The organism is Chryseobacterium sp. FH2, from assembly GCF_001045455.1.
Taxonomy (GTDB): Bacteria; Bacteroidota; Bacteroidia; order Flavobacteriales; family Weeksellaceae; genus Chryseobacterium.
This window is the reverse complement of the sequence record NZ_LFNE01000005.1, coordinates 103,047-124,077: the sequence shown is the minus strand read 5'-3', so window position 1 is coordinate 124,077 and position 21,031 is coordinate 103,047. Positions and strand designations below refer to the sequence as shown.

General features: G+C 33.9%; 15 protein-coding genes. 13 read left to right on the top strand and 2 right to left on the bottom strand.

Annotated features, from left to right (window positions below; genetic code table 11):
* Positions 1–22: 22 nt before the first annotated feature.
* The 5 genes from ACM39_RS09580 (at position 23) to metF (ending at position 7,057) form a co-directional block, all read left to right on the top strand.
* Complete coding sequence (locus tag ACM39_RS09580; RefSeq protein WP_048510823.1) at positions 23–1,183, top strand: O-succinylhomoserine sulfhydrylase; 1,161 nt, start codon at positions 23–25, stop codon at positions 1,181–1,183.
* A gap of 54 nt (positions 1,184–1,237) precedes the next feature.
* Positions 1,238–2,248: a homocysteine S-methyltransferase family protein gene (locus ACM39_RS09575; RefSeq protein WP_048510822.1), complete on the top strand. Its 1,011-nt coding sequence runs from the start codon at positions 1,238–1,240 to the stop codon at positions 2,246–2,248.
* A gap of 83 nt (positions 2,249–2,331) precedes the next feature.
* Positions 2,332–3,423 carry a fatty acid desaturase family protein gene (locus ACM39_RS09570; RefSeq protein WP_048510821.1) on the top strand — a complete coding sequence of 364 codons (1,092 nt, stop codon included), beginning with the start codon at positions 2,332–2,334 and terminating at the stop codon, positions 3,421–3,423.
* Positions 3,424–3,427: 4 nt separating this feature from the next.
* Complete coding sequence (gene metH, locus ACM39_RS09565) at positions 3,428–6,088, top strand: methionine synthase (protein WP_053073317.1); 2,661 nt, start codon at positions 3,428–3,430, stop codon at positions 6,086–6,088.
* 9 nt (positions 6,089–6,097) lie between these two features.
* Entirely contained in the window at positions 6,098–7,057 is a 960-nt protein-coding gene (gene metF / locus ACM39_RS09560; protein ID WP_048510820.1) for a methylenetetrahydrofolate reductase [NAD(P)H], read from the top strand.
* A gap of 110 nt (positions 7,058–7,167) precedes the next feature.
* On the opposite strand, the gene ACM39_RS09555 is transcribed toward metF, so the two are convergent.
* A complete protein-coding gene (locus tag ACM39_RS09555) occupies positions 7,168–8,322 on the bottom strand; it encodes a hypothetical protein (RefSeq protein WP_048510819.1) in 1,155 nt (384 codons plus the stop codon).
* Between the two features lie 99 nt (positions 8,323–8,421).
* Here ACM39_RS09555 and folE point away from each other — a divergent pair, with 99 nt between their 5' ends.
* From folE to ACM39_RS09515, 8 genes are all read left to right on the top strand, one after another.
* The gene (gene folE, locus ACM39_RS09550) at positions 8,422–9,090 is read left to right on the top strand and encodes a GTP cyclohydrolase I FolE (protein WP_048510818.1); all 669 of its coding nucleotides are present in this window, start codon (positions 8,422–8,424) and stop codon (positions 9,088–9,090) included.
* Between the two features lie 10 nt (positions 9,091–9,100).
* Entirely contained in the window at positions 9,101–9,532 is a 432-nt protein-coding gene (locus tag ACM39_RS09545) for a DinB family protein (RefSeq protein WP_048510817.1), read from the top strand.
* A 154-nt stretch (positions 9,533–9,686) separates the two neighbouring features.
* Positions 9,687–11,153, top strand: a complete 1,467-nt coding sequence (gene cysS, locus ACM39_RS09540) for a cysteine--tRNA ligase (protein ID WP_048511000.1) — start codon at positions 9,687–9,689, stop codon at positions 11,151–11,153.
* A 297-nt stretch (positions 11,154–11,450) separates the two neighbouring features.
* Positions 11,451–12,620: a T9SS type A sorting domain-containing protein gene (locus ACM39_RS09535; RefSeq protein ID WP_048510999.1), complete on the top strand. Its 1,170-nt coding sequence runs from the start codon at positions 11,451–11,453 to the stop codon at positions 12,618–12,620.
* A gap of 124 nt (positions 12,621–12,744) precedes the next feature.
* Positions 12,745–15,396 carry a 4-alpha-glucanotransferase gene (locus ACM39_RS09530; protein WP_048510816.1) on the top strand — a complete coding sequence of 884 codons (2,652 nt, stop codon included), beginning with the start codon at positions 12,745–12,747 and terminating at the stop codon, positions 15,394–15,396.
* A gap of 139 nt (positions 15,397–15,535) precedes the next feature.
* Complete coding sequence (locus ACM39_RS09525) at positions 15,536–16,549, top strand: hypothetical protein (protein ID WP_048510815.1); 1,014 nt, start codon at positions 15,536–15,538, stop codon at positions 16,547–16,549.
* Between the two features lie 180 nt (positions 16,550–16,729).
* Positions 16,730–17,188, top strand: coding sequence for a hypothetical protein (locus ACM39_RS09520; protein ID WP_048510814.1), 459 nt, complete (start codon positions 16,730–16,732; stop codon positions 17,186–17,188).
* A gap of 127 nt (positions 17,189–17,315) precedes the next feature.
* Entirely contained in the window at positions 17,316–17,825 is a 510-nt protein-coding gene (locus tag ACM39_RS09515) for a ferritin (RefSeq protein ID WP_048510813.1), read from the top strand.
* Positions 17,826–17,883: 58 nt separating this feature from the next.
* Here ACM39_RS09515 and ACM39_RS09510 read toward each other — a convergent pair whose 3' ends face one another.
* Positions 17,884–21,024 carry a UvrD-helicase domain-containing protein gene (locus tag ACM39_RS09510; RefSeq protein WP_048510812.1) on the bottom strand — a complete coding sequence of 1,047 codons (3,141 nt, stop codon included), beginning with the start codon at positions 21,022–21,024 and terminating at the stop codon, positions 17,884–17,886.
* Positions 21,025–21,031: the final 7 nt, after the last annotated feature.

Genomic DNA, 21,031 nt, shown 5'->3' with positions numbered 1-21,031 from the left:
ACATTACTACATTTTTAAGTTTATGGAAAATTTTGAAACCTTCGCGATAAGAACACAAACTGAGAGAACCCAGTTTGATGAGCATTCAACGCCTTTATATCTCACGTCAAGCTTTATTTTTCAGGATGCGGAAGACATGAGAGCAAGTTTTGCAGAAGAAAAATCAAAGAATTTATATAGCCGGTTTTCGAATCCTAATGTGACTGAATTCACGGATAAAATCGCCAAAATGGAGGGTGCAGAGGCAGGATATGCTTTTGCAACGGGAATGGCGGCAATCTATTCAACTTTCGCGACTTTGTTAAATGCAGGTGACCATATCGTGAGTTGTCAGTCCGTTTTTGGTTCAACGCACACACTGTTCACAAAATATTTCCCGAAATGGAATATCGAAACAACATATTTTAAAGCAGAAGATGCAGAAAACGTAGAAAAATATATTCAGCCGAATACGAAAATTGTATATCTGGAAACCCCGACTAATCCTGCAATTGAGGTTTTAGATTTAGAATTTTTTGGACAGATTGCAAAAAAACATAATCTGATTTTCATTGTAGATAATTGCTTTGCAACACCATATCTCCAACAGCCGATTAAATACGGAGCTGACATCGTGGTACATTCCGCTACAAAATTAATTGACGGGCAAGGTCGTGTTTTAGGTGGAGTGGCGGTTGGAAGAGAAGATTTAATCAGAGAAATATATCTTTTCGCAAGAAATACAGGTCCTGCAATGTCGCCTTTTAACGCTTGGGTGTTATCAAAAAGCTTGGAAACATTGGCAATCCGTGTTGAAAAACATTGTGAAAATGCTTTAAAGGTTGCTGAATTTTTAGAAAGCCATCCGAACGTAGAATTGACAAAATATCCATTTCTGCCATCTCATCCAAGTTATAATGTGGCAAAAAAGCAAATGAAACTGGGAGGAAACATCGTTGCATTCGAAATCAAAGGCGGAATTGAAGGTGGAAGAAATTTTTTAGATAAAATTAAAATGTGTTCACTTTCTGCAAACCTTGGAGATACAAGAACGATTGTTACGCATCCTGCATCTACGACACATTCCAAATTGTCTGATGAAGAAAGAAATGAAGTCGGAATTACGGCCGGCTTGGTTCGCTGTTCTGTCGGTTTGGAAAATGTAGATGATATTATTGCAGATTTAAAACAGGCATTGGATTAAAAACAAGCCTTGTCAAGGCCTTTGCGGTTTGAAAAATTAATAGAAAGAAAAGTAATGAAAAATTCAGAACAATTATACAAAGCGTTATCCGAGAGAATTTTAATCCTGGACGGAGCAATGGGAACCATGCTTCAACGATATAAATTCGAGGAAGAAGATTATCGTGGCGAGCGTTTCAAAGACTGGGTACATCCGGTGAAAGGAAATAACGATTTACTTTCATTAACACAACCACAAGCAATTGAAGAAGTTCATAAAAAATATTTGGAAGCCGGAGCAGACATTATCGAGACTAATACATTTTCGGGAACGACGATTGCAATGGCAGATTATCACATGGAAGATTTAGTATATGAACTGAATTATGAATCTGCAAAAATTGCAAGAAAAGTTTGTGACGAATTTACTTTAAAAAATCCGGATAAACCAAGATTTGTAGCAGGTTCTATCGGACCGACAAACAGAACTGCAAGTTTAAGTCCTGATGTCAATGACCCGGGTTACAGAGCAATCACTTTTGAAGAATTGAGAGTAGCTTATAAGCAACAGAGCGAGGCATTATTAGATGGAGGCTCGGATATTCTTTTGGTTGAAACGATTTTCGATACATTAAATGCAAAAGCGGCATTATTCGCTATCGATGAAATTCAGGATGAAAGAAGAATTAAAATCCCCATCATGGTTTCCGGAACCATTACAGATGCGTCAGGCAGAACGTTGAGCGGACAAACTGCAGAAGCATTTTTAATTTCTGTTTCACATTTGAATTTATTAAGTGTAGGTTTCAACTGTGCTTTAGGAGCAAATCAATTGACACCATATTTGGAAACATTGGCGCATAATTCAGAGTTCCATGTTTCTGCATATCCGAATGCAGGTCTTCCGAATGCTTTCGGAAAATATGATGAAACACCGGAAGATATGGCCGGTCAGATTAAAGAATATGTAGAAAAAAGATTAGTCAATATTATCGGAGGTTGCTGCGGAACAACACCGGACCATATCAAAGCGATTGCAGATTTGGTCGCGAATTACCCACCAAGAAAATTGAAGGAATTTGTCTGATTTGATAGATTTTTTTTATTGAATCGATAAAAAAGGAACGGTTTTTTAATATTATCTTTAAATGAACCACAAAATTTAAAGATATGGAAAAGCCGATTTACTTAAAAGATTCAGAAGATATACAACTGTTTAATGAACTAAGAAAAAAAGTGAACCAGCGTATAGAAGCCATTCCCGAAAACAGGGATATTTATATTCAGATCAAAGCCATTATTTTGCCTTTGGTCTATTTCAGTTTATATGTGTTTGCTGTTTTTAATGCCGGAAAACCTTGGGTTTATATTTCGAGTTTTGTTTTGATGGGAATTTCTTTGGTATTGATTTATTTAAATTTAATCCACGAAGCTGCCCATAATAATATTTACAAAAGCAAAAAATTAAACGGTTTGGTGTTACAGATTTTTGATTTTGTAGGCGCAAACTCCTACATCTGGAAAAAGAGACACATCGCAAGCCACCACGCTTATCCGAATGTGGACGGATGGGACACAGATATTGAGCAGAGTGGGCTTCTCTTAATTGTTCCCTGGATTAAAGCGAAAGGAATTCAGAAATATCAGCATTTCTTTTTCTTTTTGGTGTATCCTTTATATCTGTTCAATTGGATGTTTATAAGAGATTTCAGGGATTTTTTTGATAAAGAAAGAGTAATTCTGAAAACTCAGGGAGCAATACCAGCAATTGAGAAAGCAAAAATGGTATTTTATAAACTGTTCTACTTTTTCTATCAGATTGCAGTTCCTGTTTTATTTTTTAAAGTGTCTGTCGGCTTGGCGTTGGGAGCCTGGTTTCTGCAGGTGATTGCCGCGAGTATTTTCGCGCTGTTTGTTTTGCTGCCTTTGCATCCGCTTCCAGACAACGCTTTTCCAAAATTGGATGAAAAAAACGGATTGCCGTTCAGCTGGCTTCACCACCAGTTTGAGGTGACCAATGATTTAAAAGAAAATAACTGGTTTATAAGAAATGTGTTGGGAAATTTCAACTTTCACGTTGCCCATCATCTTTTTCCAAATTACAGTTATTGTTATTATAATGAAATTACAGAGGAAATTGAAGAATTTGCCCAAAAGCACAATTTGGCATACAAGAGGTTTCCAATTTTTACCGCTTTGGGCAAACATGTTGATTTGCTGAGGCAAAATGCAAATAACGCATATTTTATCTTAGAAGAATAAATTGATGAAATATTTAAGATTATCAGGGCTTGAGCCTTTGATTATTACGCCGGAAAGTAACTTCATCAACGTTGGTGAAAGAACTAATGTTGCCGGCTCAAAGAAGTTTTTAAGATTAATAAAAGAAGAAAAATTCGGGGAAGCGCTGGATATTGCCCGTCATCAGGTTGAAGGTGGGGCGCAGATTCTTGATGTCAATTTCGATGACGGATTGATTGACGGAAAAGCTTCGATGATTAAGTTTTTAAATTTAATTGCTGCCGAACCTGACATTTCCAGAATCCCTATCATGATTGACTCTTCAAAATGGGAGATTTTAGAGGCGGGATTGCAGGTTGCTCAAGGAAAATGTGTGGTAAATTCCATCAGCTTAAAAGAAGGTGAAGAAGAGTTTATCAAACATGCAAAAGCTATCAAAAGATATGGTGCCGCGATGATTGTCATGGCATTCGATGAGGAAGGGCAAGCCGATACTTATGAACGTAGAATTGAGATTGCAAAGCGTTCTTATGATATTTTGGTGAATCAACTGAATTTCCCTGCAGAGGATATTATTTTCGATTTAAATATTTTTCCTGTCGCAACCGGGATGGATGAACACAGAAGAAATGCAATCGACTTCATCGAAGCAACCAGATGGGTTCGTCAGAATCTTCCGTATGCGTCTGTGAGTGGGGGAGTGAGTAATGTTTCATTCTCCTTCCGTGGAAATGATACAGTGAGGGAAGCAATGCACTCGGTCTTCCTTTATCATGCTATTCAGGCAGGAATGAATATGGGAATTGTAAACCCTGCGATGCTGGAGGTTTATGATGAGATTAATAAAGAGCTTCTGGAACTTGTTGAAGACGTTATTCTTGACAAAAGAGAAGATGCAACGGAAAGGCTTTTAGATTATTCTGAAAAGCATAAATCTGTAAAAAAAGAAAAGGTTGAAGAACTTGAATGGCGAACAAAACCTTTACAGGAAAGAATTACGCATTCTTTAGTAAAAGGAATCGACCGTTTTATTGAAGAAGATGTGGAAGAAGCAAGACAACACGCTGTAAAACCTTTGCATGTTATTGAAGTTAATTTAATGACTGGAATGGGCGTTGTCGGGGATTTGTTCGGAAGCGGGAAAATGTTCTTGCCGCAAGTAGTAAAATCGGCAAGGGTAATGAAAAAAGCGGTTGCTTATTTACAGCCATTCATCGAAGCGGAAAAAGACGGAACAAAACCTGCCAATGGGAAAATCCTGATGGCTACAGTAAAAGGTGATGTTCATGACATCGGTAAAAATATTGTGAGTGTAGTTTTAGGATGTAACAATTATGAAATTGTTGACCTTGGAGTGATGGTTCCTGCCGAAAAAATTATTCAGACTGCAATTGAAGAAAAAGTAGATGTTATCGGATTGAGCGGATTGATTACACCAAGTTTGGATGAAATGGTATATATAGCTCAGGAATTGGAAAGGCAAAATTTAGATTTTCCATTGTTAATCGGTGGTGCAACAACTTCAAAAGCACATACCGCAGTGAAAATCGATTTAAAATATAAAAATGCTGTCGTTCACGTAAATGATGCCTCCAGAGCGGTAAACGTGGTGAGTTCTTTATTGGGAGACAGAAATAAAGAATATGTTGAGGATTTGAAGAATGATTATTCTGATTTCAGGGAAAAATTCTTAAACAGACAGGTTGATAAGAATTACGTTTCCATTGAAGATGCACGAAAAGATAAATTTAAAATTGACTGGGAAAATGAAGAAATTTTCACACCGAATCAATTGGGTATCCAGATTTTTAAAAATCAGGATTTGAATGAATTGGTTCCTTTTATCGACTGGTCTCCATTTTTCAGAAGCTGGGATTTACACGGAAAATATCCAAATATTTTAGAAGATGAGGTAGTCGGAGCGCAGGCGCAAGAATTGTTCAAAGATGCGCAGGTTATTTTAAAGAAAATTTTAAACGAAAAATTATTAACCGCAAAAGCCATTTTCGGAATTTTTAAAGCAAATTCTAATGAAACGGATGATATTTTAATCTTTGATGAAAATGATAACGAGCAGGTTAAATTTTTAACATTAAGACAACAGGTTCAGAAATCAAAAGGGAAAGAATATTTGGCGCTAAGCGATTTTATTGCTCCTCAAAGTTCAGGAAAAACCGACTATATGGGAGCTTTCTGTGTGACAACAGGTTTTGGTACAGATGAACTGGCAGAAGAATATGAAAAAGCAAATGATGATTATAACGCGATTATGGTCAAAGCTTTAGCAGACCGTTTTGCGGAAGCCTATGCTGAATTTTTACATAAAAAAGTCAGAACCGAATATTGGGGGTATGCGAATCAGGAAAATTTAAGCAATGAAGATTTAATTGCCGAAAAATATAAAGGAATCCGTCCGGCTCCCGGTTATCCTGCGTGTCCAGATCATTTGGAAAAACATGCGATTTGGGATTTATTAAAAGTTAAAGAAAATATTGGAGTCTATCTTACAGAAAGTTTAGCGATGTTCCCTACAGCCTCTGTTTCGGGATATTATTTTGGGAGCCCGCATGCAAAATATTTTGGCTTGGGAAAAATTACAGAAGACCAGTTAAAAGACTATTCAAAAAGAAAAGGAATTTCATTACAGGAAGCGAGAAAATGGTTGTCACCAAATTTAGCAGATTAAATAACAGACATGAAGATAACAGATCATATAAAAAATGCAAATGGAAAGGCTCTATTTTCTTTAGAGGTTGTTCCACCGAAAAAAGGGATTGGTATTGAAGATTTATATAAAAATATAGATCCTTTAATGGAGTTTAAGCCTCCATTTATCGATGTTACGACTTCCAGAGAAGAATATATTTATATTGATAAAGGAAATGGCTTGATGGAACGCCGTATCACAAGAATGCGTCCCGGAACATTGGGGATTTGTGCTGCTATTCAACATAAATATAATGTAGATACCGTTCCACACTTACTTTGCGGAGGTTTTACCAAAGAAGAAACGGAATATCTTTTGGTTGACTGTATGTATTTGGGAATTGACAATATTATGGCTTTGAGAGGAGATGCGATGAAAGGTCATCAATATTTTGAACCCACACAGGGAGGACATGCAAGTGCGATGGACTTGGTTCATCAGATTAATGATTTAGGACGTGGAAAATACCTTCATAACGAAGAGAAAGAATGTGAAGAGCATAATAAATTCTGTATCGGAGTAGCAGGATATCCAGAAAAACATATGGAAGCACCTTCCATGAATTATGACTTGAAATGGCTGAAGCAAAAAGTTGATGCCGGGGCGGATTATATTGTAACCCAAATGTTTTTTGATAATAAAAAGTATATTGAATTTGTAACAAAAGCACGAGAGATGGGAATTACAGTTCCTATTATTCCTGGAATAAAGCCAATTGCAACAAAAAAGCATTTAAAAATTTTACCTCAGGTCTTTAAAATTGATTTACCTGAAGAATTGATTAATGAGGTTGAAAGTGCCAAAAATAATGAAGCTGTAAAACAAATCGGAATTGAATGGGCCATCAATCAATGTAAAGAATTGCTTGATTTTGGAGTTCCTGTTCTGCATTTTTACTCTATGGGTAAAAGTGATAATATTAAACAAGTAGCCGGAGAGCTATTCTAATAAAGTAAAGTGATATTTTGATTTTAAAGTCTTGTTTTTTTTAGCAAGGCTTTTTTTGTGTAATATTGCTGGTTTCGGCGGAGCCTTTGGCTCCGCCGAAACCAGCAATATTACAGCATCGGATGTCTTTCAAATTCCTTATTCTGATCAAACAAGTATCGATAAGTTGCTAGTTTTCTGGTCACTGTCGTATCCAGATTTTCAGCAATTTTTATCATTTTAGGATTAAAATCACCAATCCACTGGAGTTCGGTTGTTTTAAAATCAGTATGTTTTCTTAGATGTTGGGTTCCCTCCCAAATCATATAGCCTTCGAGACCTTTCCTTTGCCATTCAGGAACTACCCCGAAAACGATTCCGACCATCTTTTCATTTCTCTTGAATTTTTTAATCCATAAAAATTTAAGTTTTTCTAAAAGTCCAAATTTTCCATTCAGATATTTAAACCATTGATTTAAATCTGGAATATTCATCCACATGGCTACAGGTTTTTCGTTTTCATATATAAACCAAGAAATATGTTCATTAATGATAGGTTTCATCATTTTAAACATTTTCAGAACTTTATCTTCGCTCATTTGTTTCCCTTCACCGTGTGCAGCCCACGCTTTATTATAAATTTCAGTAAAATCTTTCGCAAATTTTTCCAGATTATTTTTTTTCAGTGGTCTTGCGGAAATATCCGGATTTTTACTGTGTTTTGCGTGCATTACTGTAAAAACCCTCGAGACTTCAGCAAATATTGGTCTTGAAAAACAAAGCTGTTCAAAGTATATTTTAAAGCCATAATTCTCAAAGAGGTCTTTGTAATAAGGAAAATTATAATTCATTCCATACAACGGCTCAATAAGACCCTCAATGAGAAGTCCCCAAAATTTATCCCGTTCCCCGAAATTTATGGGACCATCCATCGCTTTCATTCGTCTTTGCTGAAGCCAGTTTTTGCAATAATCAAAAATAAAATTTGCTGTTTTTTGATTGTTAATACAGTCAAAAAATCCAAGACCTCCTGTTGGCTGCTTTTGTTTATAAAGTTTATTCACAAAAACAGCAACTTTCCCGATCGTTTCATTTTGTTTATTTTTAAATAAAAATCTACTGCATTCCCCGTTTTTGAAGAATTTATTTTTTTCGGGATTAAAAATCTCTTCGATATCCTTGTCTAAAGGTCTGATATAGTTTTTATCATGCCGGTAAAGTCTCGCAGGAAACTCTAAAAATTCTCGTTTTTGATTTTCATTATGTACTTCTTCAACAATAATCATAGCTTGTAGTGAGAGTAGGGGTTGAAAGATAATATTTTTAGTTTAATTGAAATAAATTAAAAAGATATTATCCGTATTTTTGTTGCAAATTAAATAAAAATGGTTGATTTTACGGATAACGACGATGATATTTTCACTGGAAAAGAACATACGCCTATAAGGAAAGATGCTTTTGATAAATCACCAGAAGAAAAAATAGAGAAAATTACGGGACTTTTTGGGGAGATCATGGAAACGTTGGGAATGGATATGACTGATGATTCTTTGAAAGACTCTCCGAGACGTGTTGCGAAAATGTATGTGAATGAAATTTTCGGAGGACTTCTTCCTGAAAATAAGCCGGGAATTTCTACCTTTTCCAATAAATACAAATACCGCCAGATGCTGGTGGAAAAAGATATCACAGTGTATTCATTCTGTGAACATCACTTTTTACCGATTATCGGAAGGGCACATGTTGCTTACATTTCTAATGGAGAAGTGATTGGTCTTTCAAAAATCAACAGAATTGTTGACTATTATGCAAAAAGGCCGCAGGTTCAGGAGAGATTGACCATGCAGATTGTAGATGCACTGAAAGAAGCGTTGGGAACAAAAGATGTGGCTTGTATTATTGATGCAAAGCATCTTTGTGTAAATTGCAGAGGAATTAAAGATACGGCAAGTTCGACCATCACAGCGGAATTGAGCGGTATTTTCAGGACCAATCCTATTACAAGACAGGAATTTTTGCATTATGTGGGAAGCCATGCAAAATTGGATTATTAGTTTAATGTAAATGGACTATCAAATACTTAAAAATATAGTTGAAGCCGAGATTCAGAGATTTGAAAATATTTCTGAAGAAGAATGGTCGCATAAAATTTCTCCTGAAAAGTGGTCAAAAAAAGAAATTTTAGGCCACCTTTGTGATAGTGCACTATCAAATATCAGAAGATTTATAATTACCCAATATAAAGAAAATGAGAATATTGTCTATGACCAGAATTTTTGGGTAAGAGCCCAAAATTATCAGAATATTCCAACTCAGGATACTATTAATCTATGGAAATTTTTGAACTTTCAGATTGTGAACACCGTTGAAAATATTCCTGACGGGGCTTTGCAGAGAACCTGTGATATGACAAAAAATGAACTTCAGATTTTCACGTTAGAATTTATTATAAATGATTATATTGGTCATTTACAACATCATTTAAAAGCTATATAGTAATGATAAAATTTAAAAAAGTTTCGCAGAAGATTTTTGTAACCACAATTATTTGTTGTTGCTGTAAATGCTGTTGTTAAGAGATTTTTATCTTTTAATGAATTTTGAAACTTTTATACTAAACTTACCATCATTACCATTAAAAACAAAAACGATGCAATTAAAAATATACAACTCGCTTACAGGAGAAAAAGAAATATTTAAACCCATTTTAGATGGAAACGTTGGAATGTATGTTTGCGGACCTACAGTTTACAGCAATGTGCATTTGGGAAATGTGAGAACTTTCCTTTCTTTTGATTTTATTTACAGGAGCTTAATACATCTTGGTTACAAAGTAAGATATGTAAGAAATATCACTGATGCAGGTCATCTTACCGACGATGGAGACGTAAATAATGACAGATTCGTTAAGCAAACCCGTTTGGAAAAATTAGAACCAATGGAAATCGTACAAAAATACACAGTCGATTTTCATAAAGTCTTGGATATGTTCAATTTATTGCCGCCAAATATCGAACCTACTGCAACGGGTCATATTGTTGAGCAAATTGAATTAACTCAAAAATTAATTGAAAAAGGATTCGCTTACGAAAGCAATGGTTCTGTGTATTTCGATGTATTGGAATACAACAGAAGAGGCTTGAATTATGGTGAACTTTCAAAAAGAAATATCGAAGAACTTTTTGCCAACACCCGTGACTTAGACGGACAGGGTGAAAAGAAAAATCCACAGGATTTTGCGCTTTGGAAAAAGGCTTCTCCGGCGCACATTATGAGATGGAATTCGCCTTGGGGAGAAGGTTTCCCAGGATGGCACCTTGAATGTACTGCAATGAGTACGAAATATTTAGGGGAGACTTTTGATATTCACGGAGGTGGAATGGATTTGAAATTCCCACACCACGAATGTGAAATTGCACAAGGAAAAGCTTGCAATGATACCGCTCCCGTAAATTACTGGATGCACGCCAATATGTTGACAATGAATGCACAACGTATGAGCAAATCCACAGGAAATTACATTTTACCGATGCAGTTAGTTACTGGAGAAAATGATTTTTTTGAAAAGCCTTTCCATCCGTCAATTGTACGTTTTTGTTTCTTACAGGCTCATTACAGAAGTGTTCTCGATATTTCTAATGATGCGATGCTGGCAAGCGAAAAAGGGTTTATCAGATTAATGGAAGCTGTTAAAGTATTAAACTTAATCGCTCCAAATGATGAAAAAAAATCTGGTTTTAACTTAGAAGAATGGAAAAATAAAGCTTACGATGCTTTGACTGATGATTTCAACTCTCCTGTTTTGATTGCCCATTTATTCGAAGCCGTAAAATATATTTTTGCTTTAAATGATGCTAAAGAAACGATCTCAACTAAAGATTTAGAGGATTTGAAATCTACTTTAAATGCTTTAATTTTTGATGTTTTAGGACTTCAGGCAATTGAAGAGAATAATAATGAAAAATTAGATCAGACATTACAGGTTTTAATTGAATTGAGAAATCAGGCTAGAAAATCTAAAAACTTTGATCTTTCAGACCAAATCAGAGACAAACTCCTTGCAGAAGGCATTGAGTTAAAGGATGGAAGAGACGGAACAACGTATGTTTTGAATTAAAATAAAAGTTTTAAATATATCTCTCACAGATTTTACAGATTGCACAGATTTTATTTACATCATCATCTGTTAATCCGCAAAATCTGTGAGATTTTTTTTTGCTTTTTTCTGTCATTTCAGCGAAGGAGAAATCTATTTATAATTTAGATTCTTTACTTCACTGTGTTCTGCTCAAAATGATAAGGTACTCGTATCATATAAAATTCTTATTCAAACACTGGAGATTTTTTGTTATTTAATTTGAAAATTGTGTAACTTAGTCATACTAAAATGATTACGAATCTAAAATCTACATGTATGAAAAAACTTTTATTCCCTTTATTTTTGCTGACATTAAGCGTAAATGTAAATGCCCAGCAAGATTTTTTTGCGTTGGTTGGCAAAGATACACCTAGTATTATTTTCAATGATTTTCGGGCGATTGATGCCACAAATGGCACTTCAGGAGAGAAAATTTTTACTGCAGATTCTTCTGCAAAAGTTTTCTCACAGACAAGAAACACCTCAATAACTGAGGAAAAAAATTCTTATAACAATTCTCAAGCAATTACAATGGCAACATTGGCTTATGATCCAACCAACAATAATCTGGTATATATGCCTATGTTTTCATCAAATGTTTATGTTTTGAATCAAAAAACTAAAGAAATTATTTTAGTGGAAAATAATGTGGCAAGAATTACCTCGTGTGATATCAATTCTCATATGACCAGGATGACAGCAGGTTATGACGGAGATATTTATGCTATCAATAATGCAGGGACTCAATTTTTGAAAATCAGTAAAAAAGGAAATCAGTATGTTGTAAATGATCTTGGAATCATTAAAGATGATGTTTCCAACGGAAAAAACTCTTTTACAACGATTGAAACCGGCTTTGGAGGAGATATGATTGCTGATACAGATAATAATTTTTATGTTTTTGCAACCTCCGGAAATGTCTTTAAAATTTCAACAAAGGAATTAAGAGCGAAGTTTATTGGGAAAATTTCCGGTATTCCTGAAAATTATTCAGTGAATGGATCTGCGGTAAATTCAAAAGGAAATGTGGTGATTGCAAGTGCAAAAGGTGCTCCTTTGTATGAAGTTAATTTGAAAACTTTACAGGCAAAACAAATTGCTGGTGAACAGAATTTACATATTTATGATTTAGCAAGTAAATATTTTGCTAATGATAAAGCAACTGTTTCAAATAATGTTTTTGCCAACCTCGATATTTATCCGACTCGTGTTGAAGAACATTTTATTAATGTAAATGTGAATGATAAAACAGTAAAAGGAAATATCAGATTAAATGTTTTCGATGTATCAGGAAAAAGTCTAATTACAGAAAATTTAATGGTAAAAGAAGGCTTGTTAAACCAGCAGGTTTATCTTAAAAATCTGGTTAGCGGAGCTTATTTGGTAAGCATCACCAATGAATCAGGAAAAATATTATTAACTAAGAAAATTTTAGTTACAGAATAATCTTTAACTTTGTTAAAACTTATAAACCTTTTCAGACATTTTGAGAAGGTTTTTTTAATGAATATTTGATATTCAATAAGTTTTATTTTTCAAGATTATAATGTATTTTTATAAAAAAATATAAATGAAGCTATACTTTAATGTAGGATACAATGCAAAAGTGGGAGAATCTTTGCAGTTGATTATCAATGAAGAAGGAGCTGTTCCGCAAAAACATGCAATGTTCTATTCAGAAAATGGTTTGTGGAAATCTGAAGTGGACTATTTTTCAAAATCAATTTCGTATAAATATCAGCTGGTGAATGAAAGGGGAAATATTCTGAAAGAAGAATTTGTACTGCATCACCTTAATTTTCCTCATAATTATAAGGAATTTACAATTTTCGACGAATGGAATAATAAAAATTTTCCTGAGAATTATTTGAATAACAAAATCCTTTATAATAAACTAAATCAGTTCAGCCCTGAAAAAATTTCAGTTTTAAAAAAACATACCCACTTATTCCGGATTGAAGCGCCAATTTATAATTCAGATTGGAAGCTTGTTTTGTTTGGAAATACAGCCTCTTTAGGAAATTGGGACTACGAAAAAGCAATTCATTTATCTCAGACGGATTTTGGGATTTGGGAAACTTCTGTTGAAATTCCTGAGAATGAATTTATTCAATACAAATACTGTCTTTATGATATCAATAAAGGTAAAGTAATTGATGTTGAAACAGGTGAAAACAGATTTGCTTTGCCAAATTTATCGAAAGATGTTTTACAGATTGTTTCAAATCATTATTTTAAATTCAAGCTGTATCAAATGTATCATGATGCAGGTGTTGCAGTTCCGATTTTCTCATTGAGAACGGAAAATGGTTTCGGTGTCGGAGAATTTTCTGATATGAAAAAACTGGCAGATTGGAATAAACAAACCGGTCTTGGGATTATCCAGATTTTGCCAATCAATGATACAACAGCAAATTATTCATGGACAGATTCTTATCCTTACGCAGCAGTTTCTGTATATGCACTGCATCCGCAATATATCTCTTTAGAAAATCTTGATTTTAAACTGCCTAAGGATTTAGTTGAAGAATATAAAAATGAAAAAGAAGAATTAAATTCTTTAGAGTTAATTGATTATGAAAAAATGATTTCCAGAAAATGGAAATACCTGAAGGCGGTTTTTAATATAGAAAAAGAAAAAATTTATAAAGACAGGAACTTTAAAAAGTTTATTAAAGATAATGAAAGCTGGCTGCTTCCGTATTCAGCGTTTTGTGTTTTAAGAGATAAATACAAAACTCCGAATTTTAACGAATGGAAAACACATAAAAAATATATTGCCGGAAAAATTGCGTCATTTTTTACTGCAAAAAGTAAAGATTATGATGCTTCAATGCTCCATGCATGGGTACAATACCAACTTCACAAACAATTAAAAGATGCAGTCGATTATACACATAGTTTAGGTGTTTCAGTAAAAGGGGATCTGCCGATTGGGATTTACCGGCATTCAGTTGAAGCTTGGGCAGAACCTGAACTTTTCGGGATGGATTTCCAGGCCGGTGCTCCACCTGATCAATTTACAGAATTAGGGCAAAATTGGGAGTTTCCTACATACAATTGGGAAGCCATGAAAGCTGACAATTACAAATGGTGGAAAAATAGATTCAAGGCGTTGGAACAGTATTTTGATGCAATGAGAATTGACCATATTTTAGGTTTTTTCAGAATCTGGAGAATGCCGATTGCTGCGACACAAGGTATTTTAGGATATTTTTATCCTGCTATTCCGATTACGTTGGAAGAATTCAACGCTAGGCATATTCCGTTTAATTTTGACAGATATTGCAAACCGTTTATCAATGACCAGATTCTTTGGAATTATTTTGGTGAGAACAGTGGTAAAGCGCTTGAATTTATCAATAATAATTATGACGGAACTTATTCATTTAAGGAAGAATTTAATAGCCAGAGAAAATTATCAGATTTCTTTAAGAAAAACCCGAGAGGTTCCATTGAAGATCAATTAATTTCGCTTTGTGCAAATGTTTTATTTTTAATAGAAGAGAAAAACGGGCAGGTTGTATATCATCCAAGATTTAATGTTTATAATACAGATTCTTATAAATATTTATCAGATTGGGAAAAACGGTCTATCTACGATTTATATCACGACTATTTCTTCAAAAGGCAGGATCGTCTTTGGTACGAAAAAGCTATGGAGAAACTTCCGGTGATTTTGAATGCAACAAAAATGTTGATTTGTGGTGAAGATTTAGGAATGGTTCCTGATTGTGTACCTGTTGTAATGGATGAACTAGCAATTGTTGCCTTGAAAGTTCAACGTATGCCTTCGGATAATACTCCATTCCATAACCCCAAAAATGCAAGCTATTTGAATGTTGTAACGGCTTCTTCACATGACAGCTCAACTTTGAGGCAATGGTGGAAGGAAGACCCGGTTTTGACACAGAAATATTTTAATCAACAACTAGTGCAGTACGGAAAAGCACCCGAAGAAATGGATGCTCATTTAGCTGAAATTATTATGAAGCAACACCTTTATAATGATGCAATGTTGGCAGTTTTCCCTTTACAGGAGTTTTTAGCAACAGACAGAGAGCTCACAAATCCTAAAATGGATAATGAAAGGATTAACAATCCTGCTGTTTTTCCACATTACTGGCGTTATAGGATGCATTTAAACCTGGAAGATTTGAAAAACAAGACAGATTTTAATCAAAAAATAGCATCTTGGGTAAAAGATAGCGGAAGGTTATAAATTTAACATCTGATTATCAATTATTTAATAATAAATTGAAAGAAGTTTTATCGAAAGATTTAACTTCTTTTTTTTATTTATATCCAAAAGATAGAATAGAGATATTCTACTATATACTAACCAATTAACGACTATACAAATGAAAAAAATATTAATAGGTTTTGCTATGAGCGTGGCGACTTTTTCGTTCGCTCAACAATATCCGAATAACGGTTGGGGAAATGACGACGGATATTACGGAAATAATGGAGGCAATGATGGTTATTACAGTGATCAGGATGATCAGAATTATTTCCCTGATGATTATTATTATAACTATCCTCAGGATTATTATCCAAATGATTATTACCAGAGTAATTACAATGACTACAGAAACAGTATTGTCAATATAAACTGGAATGTTTTCTTTACCCAAAACAGATTAGCTCCCTGGCAGATTGACCAGATTATGAGACTGAACAATCTGTATGTAAGTTTTTCCTCATGGAATAGCTTCTACAGATATAATCCGGACAGATGGTATTATGATAGATTCTATGCTCTGCAAAGAATTATGGGACCGAGAGTTTTTATAGTTTTCCAAAACAATTATTATCGTGGAAGCAGTCCTATTGTATATTTCCAAAACTACAGGAGAACACATTATGCAGCAATATGCAGACCGATACCTCGTTACAGAAATGTAAATATCAATATTTACAGAGTTGACAGAGCAAAATTCCGTAGAAATGATAATCCTACTTTTAACATTGTAAGAAACGAAAGATCAAACAATAGCTATTCTGGAGGATTCAGAAATCAGCCAAGTAACAGAAGTAATAACTCAGGAGGTTTCAGAAATGATAATAACGGAGTAAGAAATAACGGTGGTTTCAGAAATGAGAGAGCCGATAACAATGGAGGATTCCGTGGAGGAAGTGAAGTTCCAAGAAAAGAAAATAACGGCGGTGGCTTCAGAAATGAGAGAGCCAGTAACAGCGGAAGCATTAGAAATAACGGAGGGTTCCGTGGAGGAAGTGAAGCTCCCAGAAGAGAAAATAATGGAGGCGGTTTCAGGCAGAGAACCGAAAATTCTGCTCCTAGAGAACAGGCCAGAAGCAACGGAAACGAAAATAGAGGTTCTGGTTTTAGGAACAAATTAGCTAATAATTAATTTTCATATATTATATTTAAGTGGTGTGAAGGGCAGGTTTTTATAATCTGTCCTTTTTTCTGTTTTTTAAATTATTATATTGATATTAAAATTTAACATTTTTTATGAATGTTTTCTTTTAACTTTAGTTTTAATTGATAATCAAAAAGATGTATAACAATTAATTAAATATTTAAAAAGATGAAAAAATTAGTTTTAGCGATAGCATTTATCGGAATGGGAAGTTTTGCAATGGCTCAACAGACAACTCCGCAAGATAGAGAAGCAAAGAAGGCTGAATTTCAGCAAAAAAGACAAGAAAAAGAACAGGAGCATTTGGCTAAAATGCAAAAAGATTTAAACTTGAATGATTCTCAGGTAGCTCAAATCAAGGCTCTTCACGAAAAGAGAAAAGGTGAAATGAAAGCAGACTTTGATAAAAACAAAGAAGCTAGACAAGCAAAAATGCAGGAGATGAAAGCAAAGAGAACACAGATGGATGCGGAGATGAAACAAATCTTGACACCTCAGCAATATGATAAATGGCAAGCTGACAAAAAAGCTAAAATGGAGGAAAGAAAAGCATCAATGAAAGAGAAAGGAATGAAAGGTGGGAAAATGAAAAAGACAATGAATACGGTAACTCCTGGAGCTAATTAATAACTTGTAATTTCGATTTTTTAATGTTAAGAGGGTGGATGTATTTCCGCCCTTTTCGTATTAAATTTCATTAAATCTTTTGATTTCGGGGTTTTATTCCCTAATTTTGACTATAAATTTATTATTTATGATTAGCGAGAAAATTGCAAAATTAATTAACGAACAAATAGCTCACGAACAATACGCTGCACAATATTATCTTTCAATGTCTGCTTGGTTTTCCAGTAAAGATCTGGATGGAATAGCTAATTATTTCAGAGTACAAAGCAAAGAAGAACTCATGCATGCGGATAAAATGTTTGACTATTTGAATGATGTAGGGGGAGAAATCATTATTGGAGAAATTGCAAAACCTCCACATGAATTCGAAAGTGCAATTGATATTTTTCAAAAAGCATTAGAACATGAAAAAACAGTTACAAAAAGTATCTTCAATATAGTAAAAAATGCTAATGAAGAGGGTGATTTTGCTACAACTTCTTTCATGCAGTGGTTTATCAACGAACAAGTGGAAGAGGAAGCGAGTGCATCACAATATGTAACTAAAATCAAAATGGTAAGTGATAACCCTTCTGCCCTATATCTTTTTGATCAGGAATTGGCACAGAGAGTATTTGTTGCTGATACAACGGCGTAATTAAAGTATTTACAAGAAATAAAATTTTCGGCGACACCTTTGGTGTCGCCGAAAATTTTTATAAATAGATAAGCTGGGTTTTCAGAACTTTTTTTCCAAGCATTTCTAAAATATTCTTATAATTTTCAATCTGTATCTCATTTTTCTCCGTTTCTTCTCCCGTTTTGAAATCAATGATAATATAGCCGTCATCACTTTTTAAAATTCGGTCCGGACGATAAATTCTGCTTTCTCCCTTTTCGGAAATCATAATATCTTTTTCATTGGCGACTTCCCATTTTTCATCGAAAAATTCGGAATATGTTTTGATGATTTGTTCTAAAATTTCCTGAATCTCGTATTTTTCTTCGATGGTAATCTGACCATCCAAAACATAACTTTCCAAGACCTTCGTAATATCCTTTTCAGTATTGATTTTAGATAATAATTCGTGAACAAAAAGCCCAATCCTCACCTTTTCATTTCTTACCTGATAGTTTTTTGAAGGCGTGGCAATTTTTATAGAAGTGCTTTTTTCATTAATATTTTTCAGATTTTGAATGTCCTGTGTTTTGAAAGATGAAGTTTTTTCTTTTGAATGTTTTTTCAACATTTCAGGATTGACTTCATACAAGTCAAACTCATCAAGGCTCTCCGTATTTTTTGATTGAAGAAATTCCAATAACTCCAGATTATTAGATGTTTTATTTGCTTTTTGGATGTAAAAAAACAATTGTTCTACAGGCCGTGTTGTGGCTACGTATTGCAAGCAAAGCCTGTCTATAAAGTTTTTATAAGAATTTTGTGTATTAAACTTTTCAATTTCCTCATCATAAACTTCAAGATTTTTATTAAACTGATTAATGTTCACCGACTTCAAAGCACTGTCATTACTCGTTTCAAACCAATTGGTAAATTCAGCATCACGATTTTTATTCATCATGGGAATAAAAACAATCGGGAATTCCAGACCTTTCGCTTTGTGAATCGTCATGATTTGAATGGCATCAATATTATCTGATGCCTGAATTGTATATTTTGAGGCTTCTTCGTCCCAATATTTTAAAAATTCTTTTGTACTGGCACCTGCATTTTGGGTAAAGTTGAATAACATTTCCAAAAAGTTCAAAAGAAAATCCGTCTCCTTGTTTTCGACGGAAAATTCATTGATATAATATTCTACAAAATTGTATAAATTAAACTTTGGAAAATTATCCTGTTTCAGTTTTAAGGAATATGTATTTTGAATAAACTGAAGAATTTCTTCATGCGTTTCAATTTCCAGAATTTGTTTCATTTCCAACGTAAAATCTGTCATATAAACTCTTCCTAATTTATTCAGATAATACATCATCATAATCAGATTCGGTTTATTTTTCGGGTTTACCTCCCATTTCAAAAACTCAATGACAGCTTTTAATGTGTTGGATAGTTCTAAAGTCAGGCCTTTCTCAGAAATAGTTTTAATGTTCGTTTCTTCTCCACGATAATTCACTTTCAGACTTCCTAATTTTTGAGAATAGCTAAAAATATCAAAGTTTCCACGACAGAGAATCGTTATATCTGAAAATTTAAAACCATTGTCTAAACTCTCCTGAATATCATTCCGCATTCTTTCCGAAGTATCGTTGTAAAAATCATCGTTGGTCAAATTTTCAATGAGATTTACTTTTACCCGGCCTTCGATTGCCGATTTTGAATTTTGCTTTCCGTCAGTCCCAAAAATATTTTTATGTTCCTCTGTTAAATCTTCAGAATGATATTGATATAATTCATTATTGAACTGAACAATATTCTTTGCACTTCGCCAATTATCTTGTAAAACAAGTAAATCAGCCTGTTTTGGAGAGAATTCTTTCTTATTGATAATATCCAGCATCAGTTTGCTTTCTCCACCACGAAAACGGTAAATACTCTGTTTCGGGTCGCCAACCAATGTGAACGAAGTGTTTTCCGTAGAAATAGAATGATCTCTCAGCGGAACAAAATTTTGCCATTGCAGTTCTGATGTATCCTGAAATTCATCAAAAAAATAATGCTGAAACTGTGAACCAACTTTTTCATAAATAAAAGCAGAAGGCTCATTTTTGAGGTTTTCATTGATGAGAATGTTGAATTTTGAAAGTAGCACCAAATCATTTTCTTCCTCAATTTTTTTAAGCTCATCCTGAATGTCCTTATTTACTTTTAAAGGTAAAAGCGCAGATAAAATTTTCTCTTTTTTTTGCGTTTCAATGTATAAAAGAATCAACTGCATTCTGTTTTCCAGTAATTGATCCAATATTTCAAAAATATCAGGTTCTTTACTTTTTGCTTTTGATGATGCTCCTTTTCTGTAATTGTTAACCACAGATTCCTCAAGAGTTGTCGGAAAAGGGAATCCGGCTCTTTTTTGATTATAAAAATCTAAAACTTTAGTAAAAAATCCTCCGATTCCGTTTTTTCCCTGTGCAAAATCTTCAATTTCAATATTTCTAGATTTAAACAATTCAATTGATTGGGTTGCAAGTTCTACCGCATGTTTTTTATTAAAAATAATCTCTTTTCTGAGCGTATTTTTTATGTTTTCATAATTAGAATTATCGAAATCTTTATTACTCTTAAGATGTTCATAATGAATATCTTTTACAAACTCTTTCGCCGAATCATAAAGATTTTTATTCAAATTAATTCTTTCATTGTTTTCCAGACTGTAATCTACATAATCCATGAAGGAGTTTGAAATAATATCATTTTCACCGATTTGATCAAGCATTTTATCAACAGCTTCAATCAAAAATGGCTCTGCCTCTATTTCAAGGTTAAAATTTTTCGCCAAACCTAATTCGTAAGAAAAACTTCTTACCAATCGTGAGTTGAAACGGTCAATAGTGCCTATATTTAAAGTGGAATAATTATGGAGCACGTAATCCAGCAATTTTTTTGCCCGATGATGCAATTCATCAAGGGTAATTTTTAATCCTTCTTTTTCAAATGCTTTTTGAATATTTTTTAAATCAGGATTTTCCGCAAAACTATCTCCAACGAAGTTTCCCAGCCATGACAAAATTCTTTCCTTCATTTCATTGGCTGCTTTGTTGGTAAAAGTCAATGCTAAAATATTCCTAATCGATTGCTGCTGATTAGGATACCGAAGACAAATCATCAAAAGTCTTTGCACGAGAGCGTAAGTCTTTCCCGAGCCTGCAGAAGCATTGATAACTGTGTAAGAATTTTGCATTTTTAGA

What these genes read in the sequence shown, in the direction of transcription:
- ACM39_RS09580 (WP_048510823.1), top strand. Translation starts at nt 23, where the DNA reads ATGGAAAATTTTGAAACCTTCGCGATAAGAACACAAACTGAGAGAACC.
- cysS (WP_048511000.1), top strand. Translation starts at nt 9,687, where the DNA reads ATGCAATTAAAAATATACAACTCGCTTACAGGAGAAAAAGAAATATTT.
- ACM39_RS09520 (WP_048510814.1), top strand. Translation starts at nt 16,730, where the DNA reads ATGAAAAAATTAGTTTTAGCGATAGCATTTATCGGAATGGGAAGTTTT.
- ACM39_RS09515 (WP_048510813.1), top strand. Translation starts at nt 17,316, where the DNA reads ATGATTAGCGAGAAAATTGCAAAATTAATTAACGAACAAATAGCTCAC.
- folE (WP_048510818.1), top strand. Translation starts at nt 8,422, where the DNA reads ATGGTTGATTTTACGGATAACGACGATGATATTTTCACTGGAAAAGAA.
- metH (WP_053073317.1), top strand. Translation starts at nt 3,428, where the DNA reads ATGAAATATTTAAGATTATCAGGGCTTGAGCCTTTGATTATTACGCCG.
- ACM39_RS09530 (WP_048510816.1), top strand. Translation starts at nt 12,745, where the DNA reads ATGAAGCTATACTTTAATGTAGGATACAATGCAAAAGTGGGAGAATCT.
- ACM39_RS09570 (WP_048510821.1), top strand. Translation starts at nt 2,332, where the DNA reads ATGGAAAAGCCGATTTACTTAAAAGATTCAGAAGATATACAACTGTTT.
- ACM39_RS09510 (WP_048510812.1), bottom strand. Translation starts at nt 21,024, where the DNA reads ATGCAAAATTCTTACACAGTTATCAATGCTTCTGCAGGCTCGGGAAAG.
- ACM39_RS09575 (WP_048510822.1), top strand. Translation starts at nt 1,238, where the DNA reads ATGAAAAATTCAGAACAATTATACAAAGCGTTATCCGAGAGAATTTTA.
- ACM39_RS09525 (WP_048510815.1), top strand. Translation starts at nt 15,536, where the DNA reads ATGAAAAAAATATTAATAGGTTTTGCTATGAGCGTGGCGACTTTTTCG.
- ACM39_RS09535 (WP_048510999.1), top strand. Translation starts at nt 11,451, where the DNA reads ATGAAAAAACTTTTATTCCCTTTATTTTTGCTGACATTAAGCGTAAAT.
- ACM39_RS09545 (WP_048510817.1), top strand. Translation starts at nt 9,101, where the DNA reads ATGGACTATCAAATACTTAAAAATATAGTTGAAGCCGAGATTCAGAGA.
- metF (WP_048510820.1), top strand. Translation starts at nt 6,098, where the DNA reads ATGAAGATAACAGATCATATAAAAAATGCAAATGGAAAGGCTCTATTT.
- ACM39_RS09555 (WP_048510819.1), bottom strand. Translation starts at nt 8,322, where the DNA reads ATGATTATTGTTGAAGAAGTACATAATGAAAATCAAAAACGAGAATTT.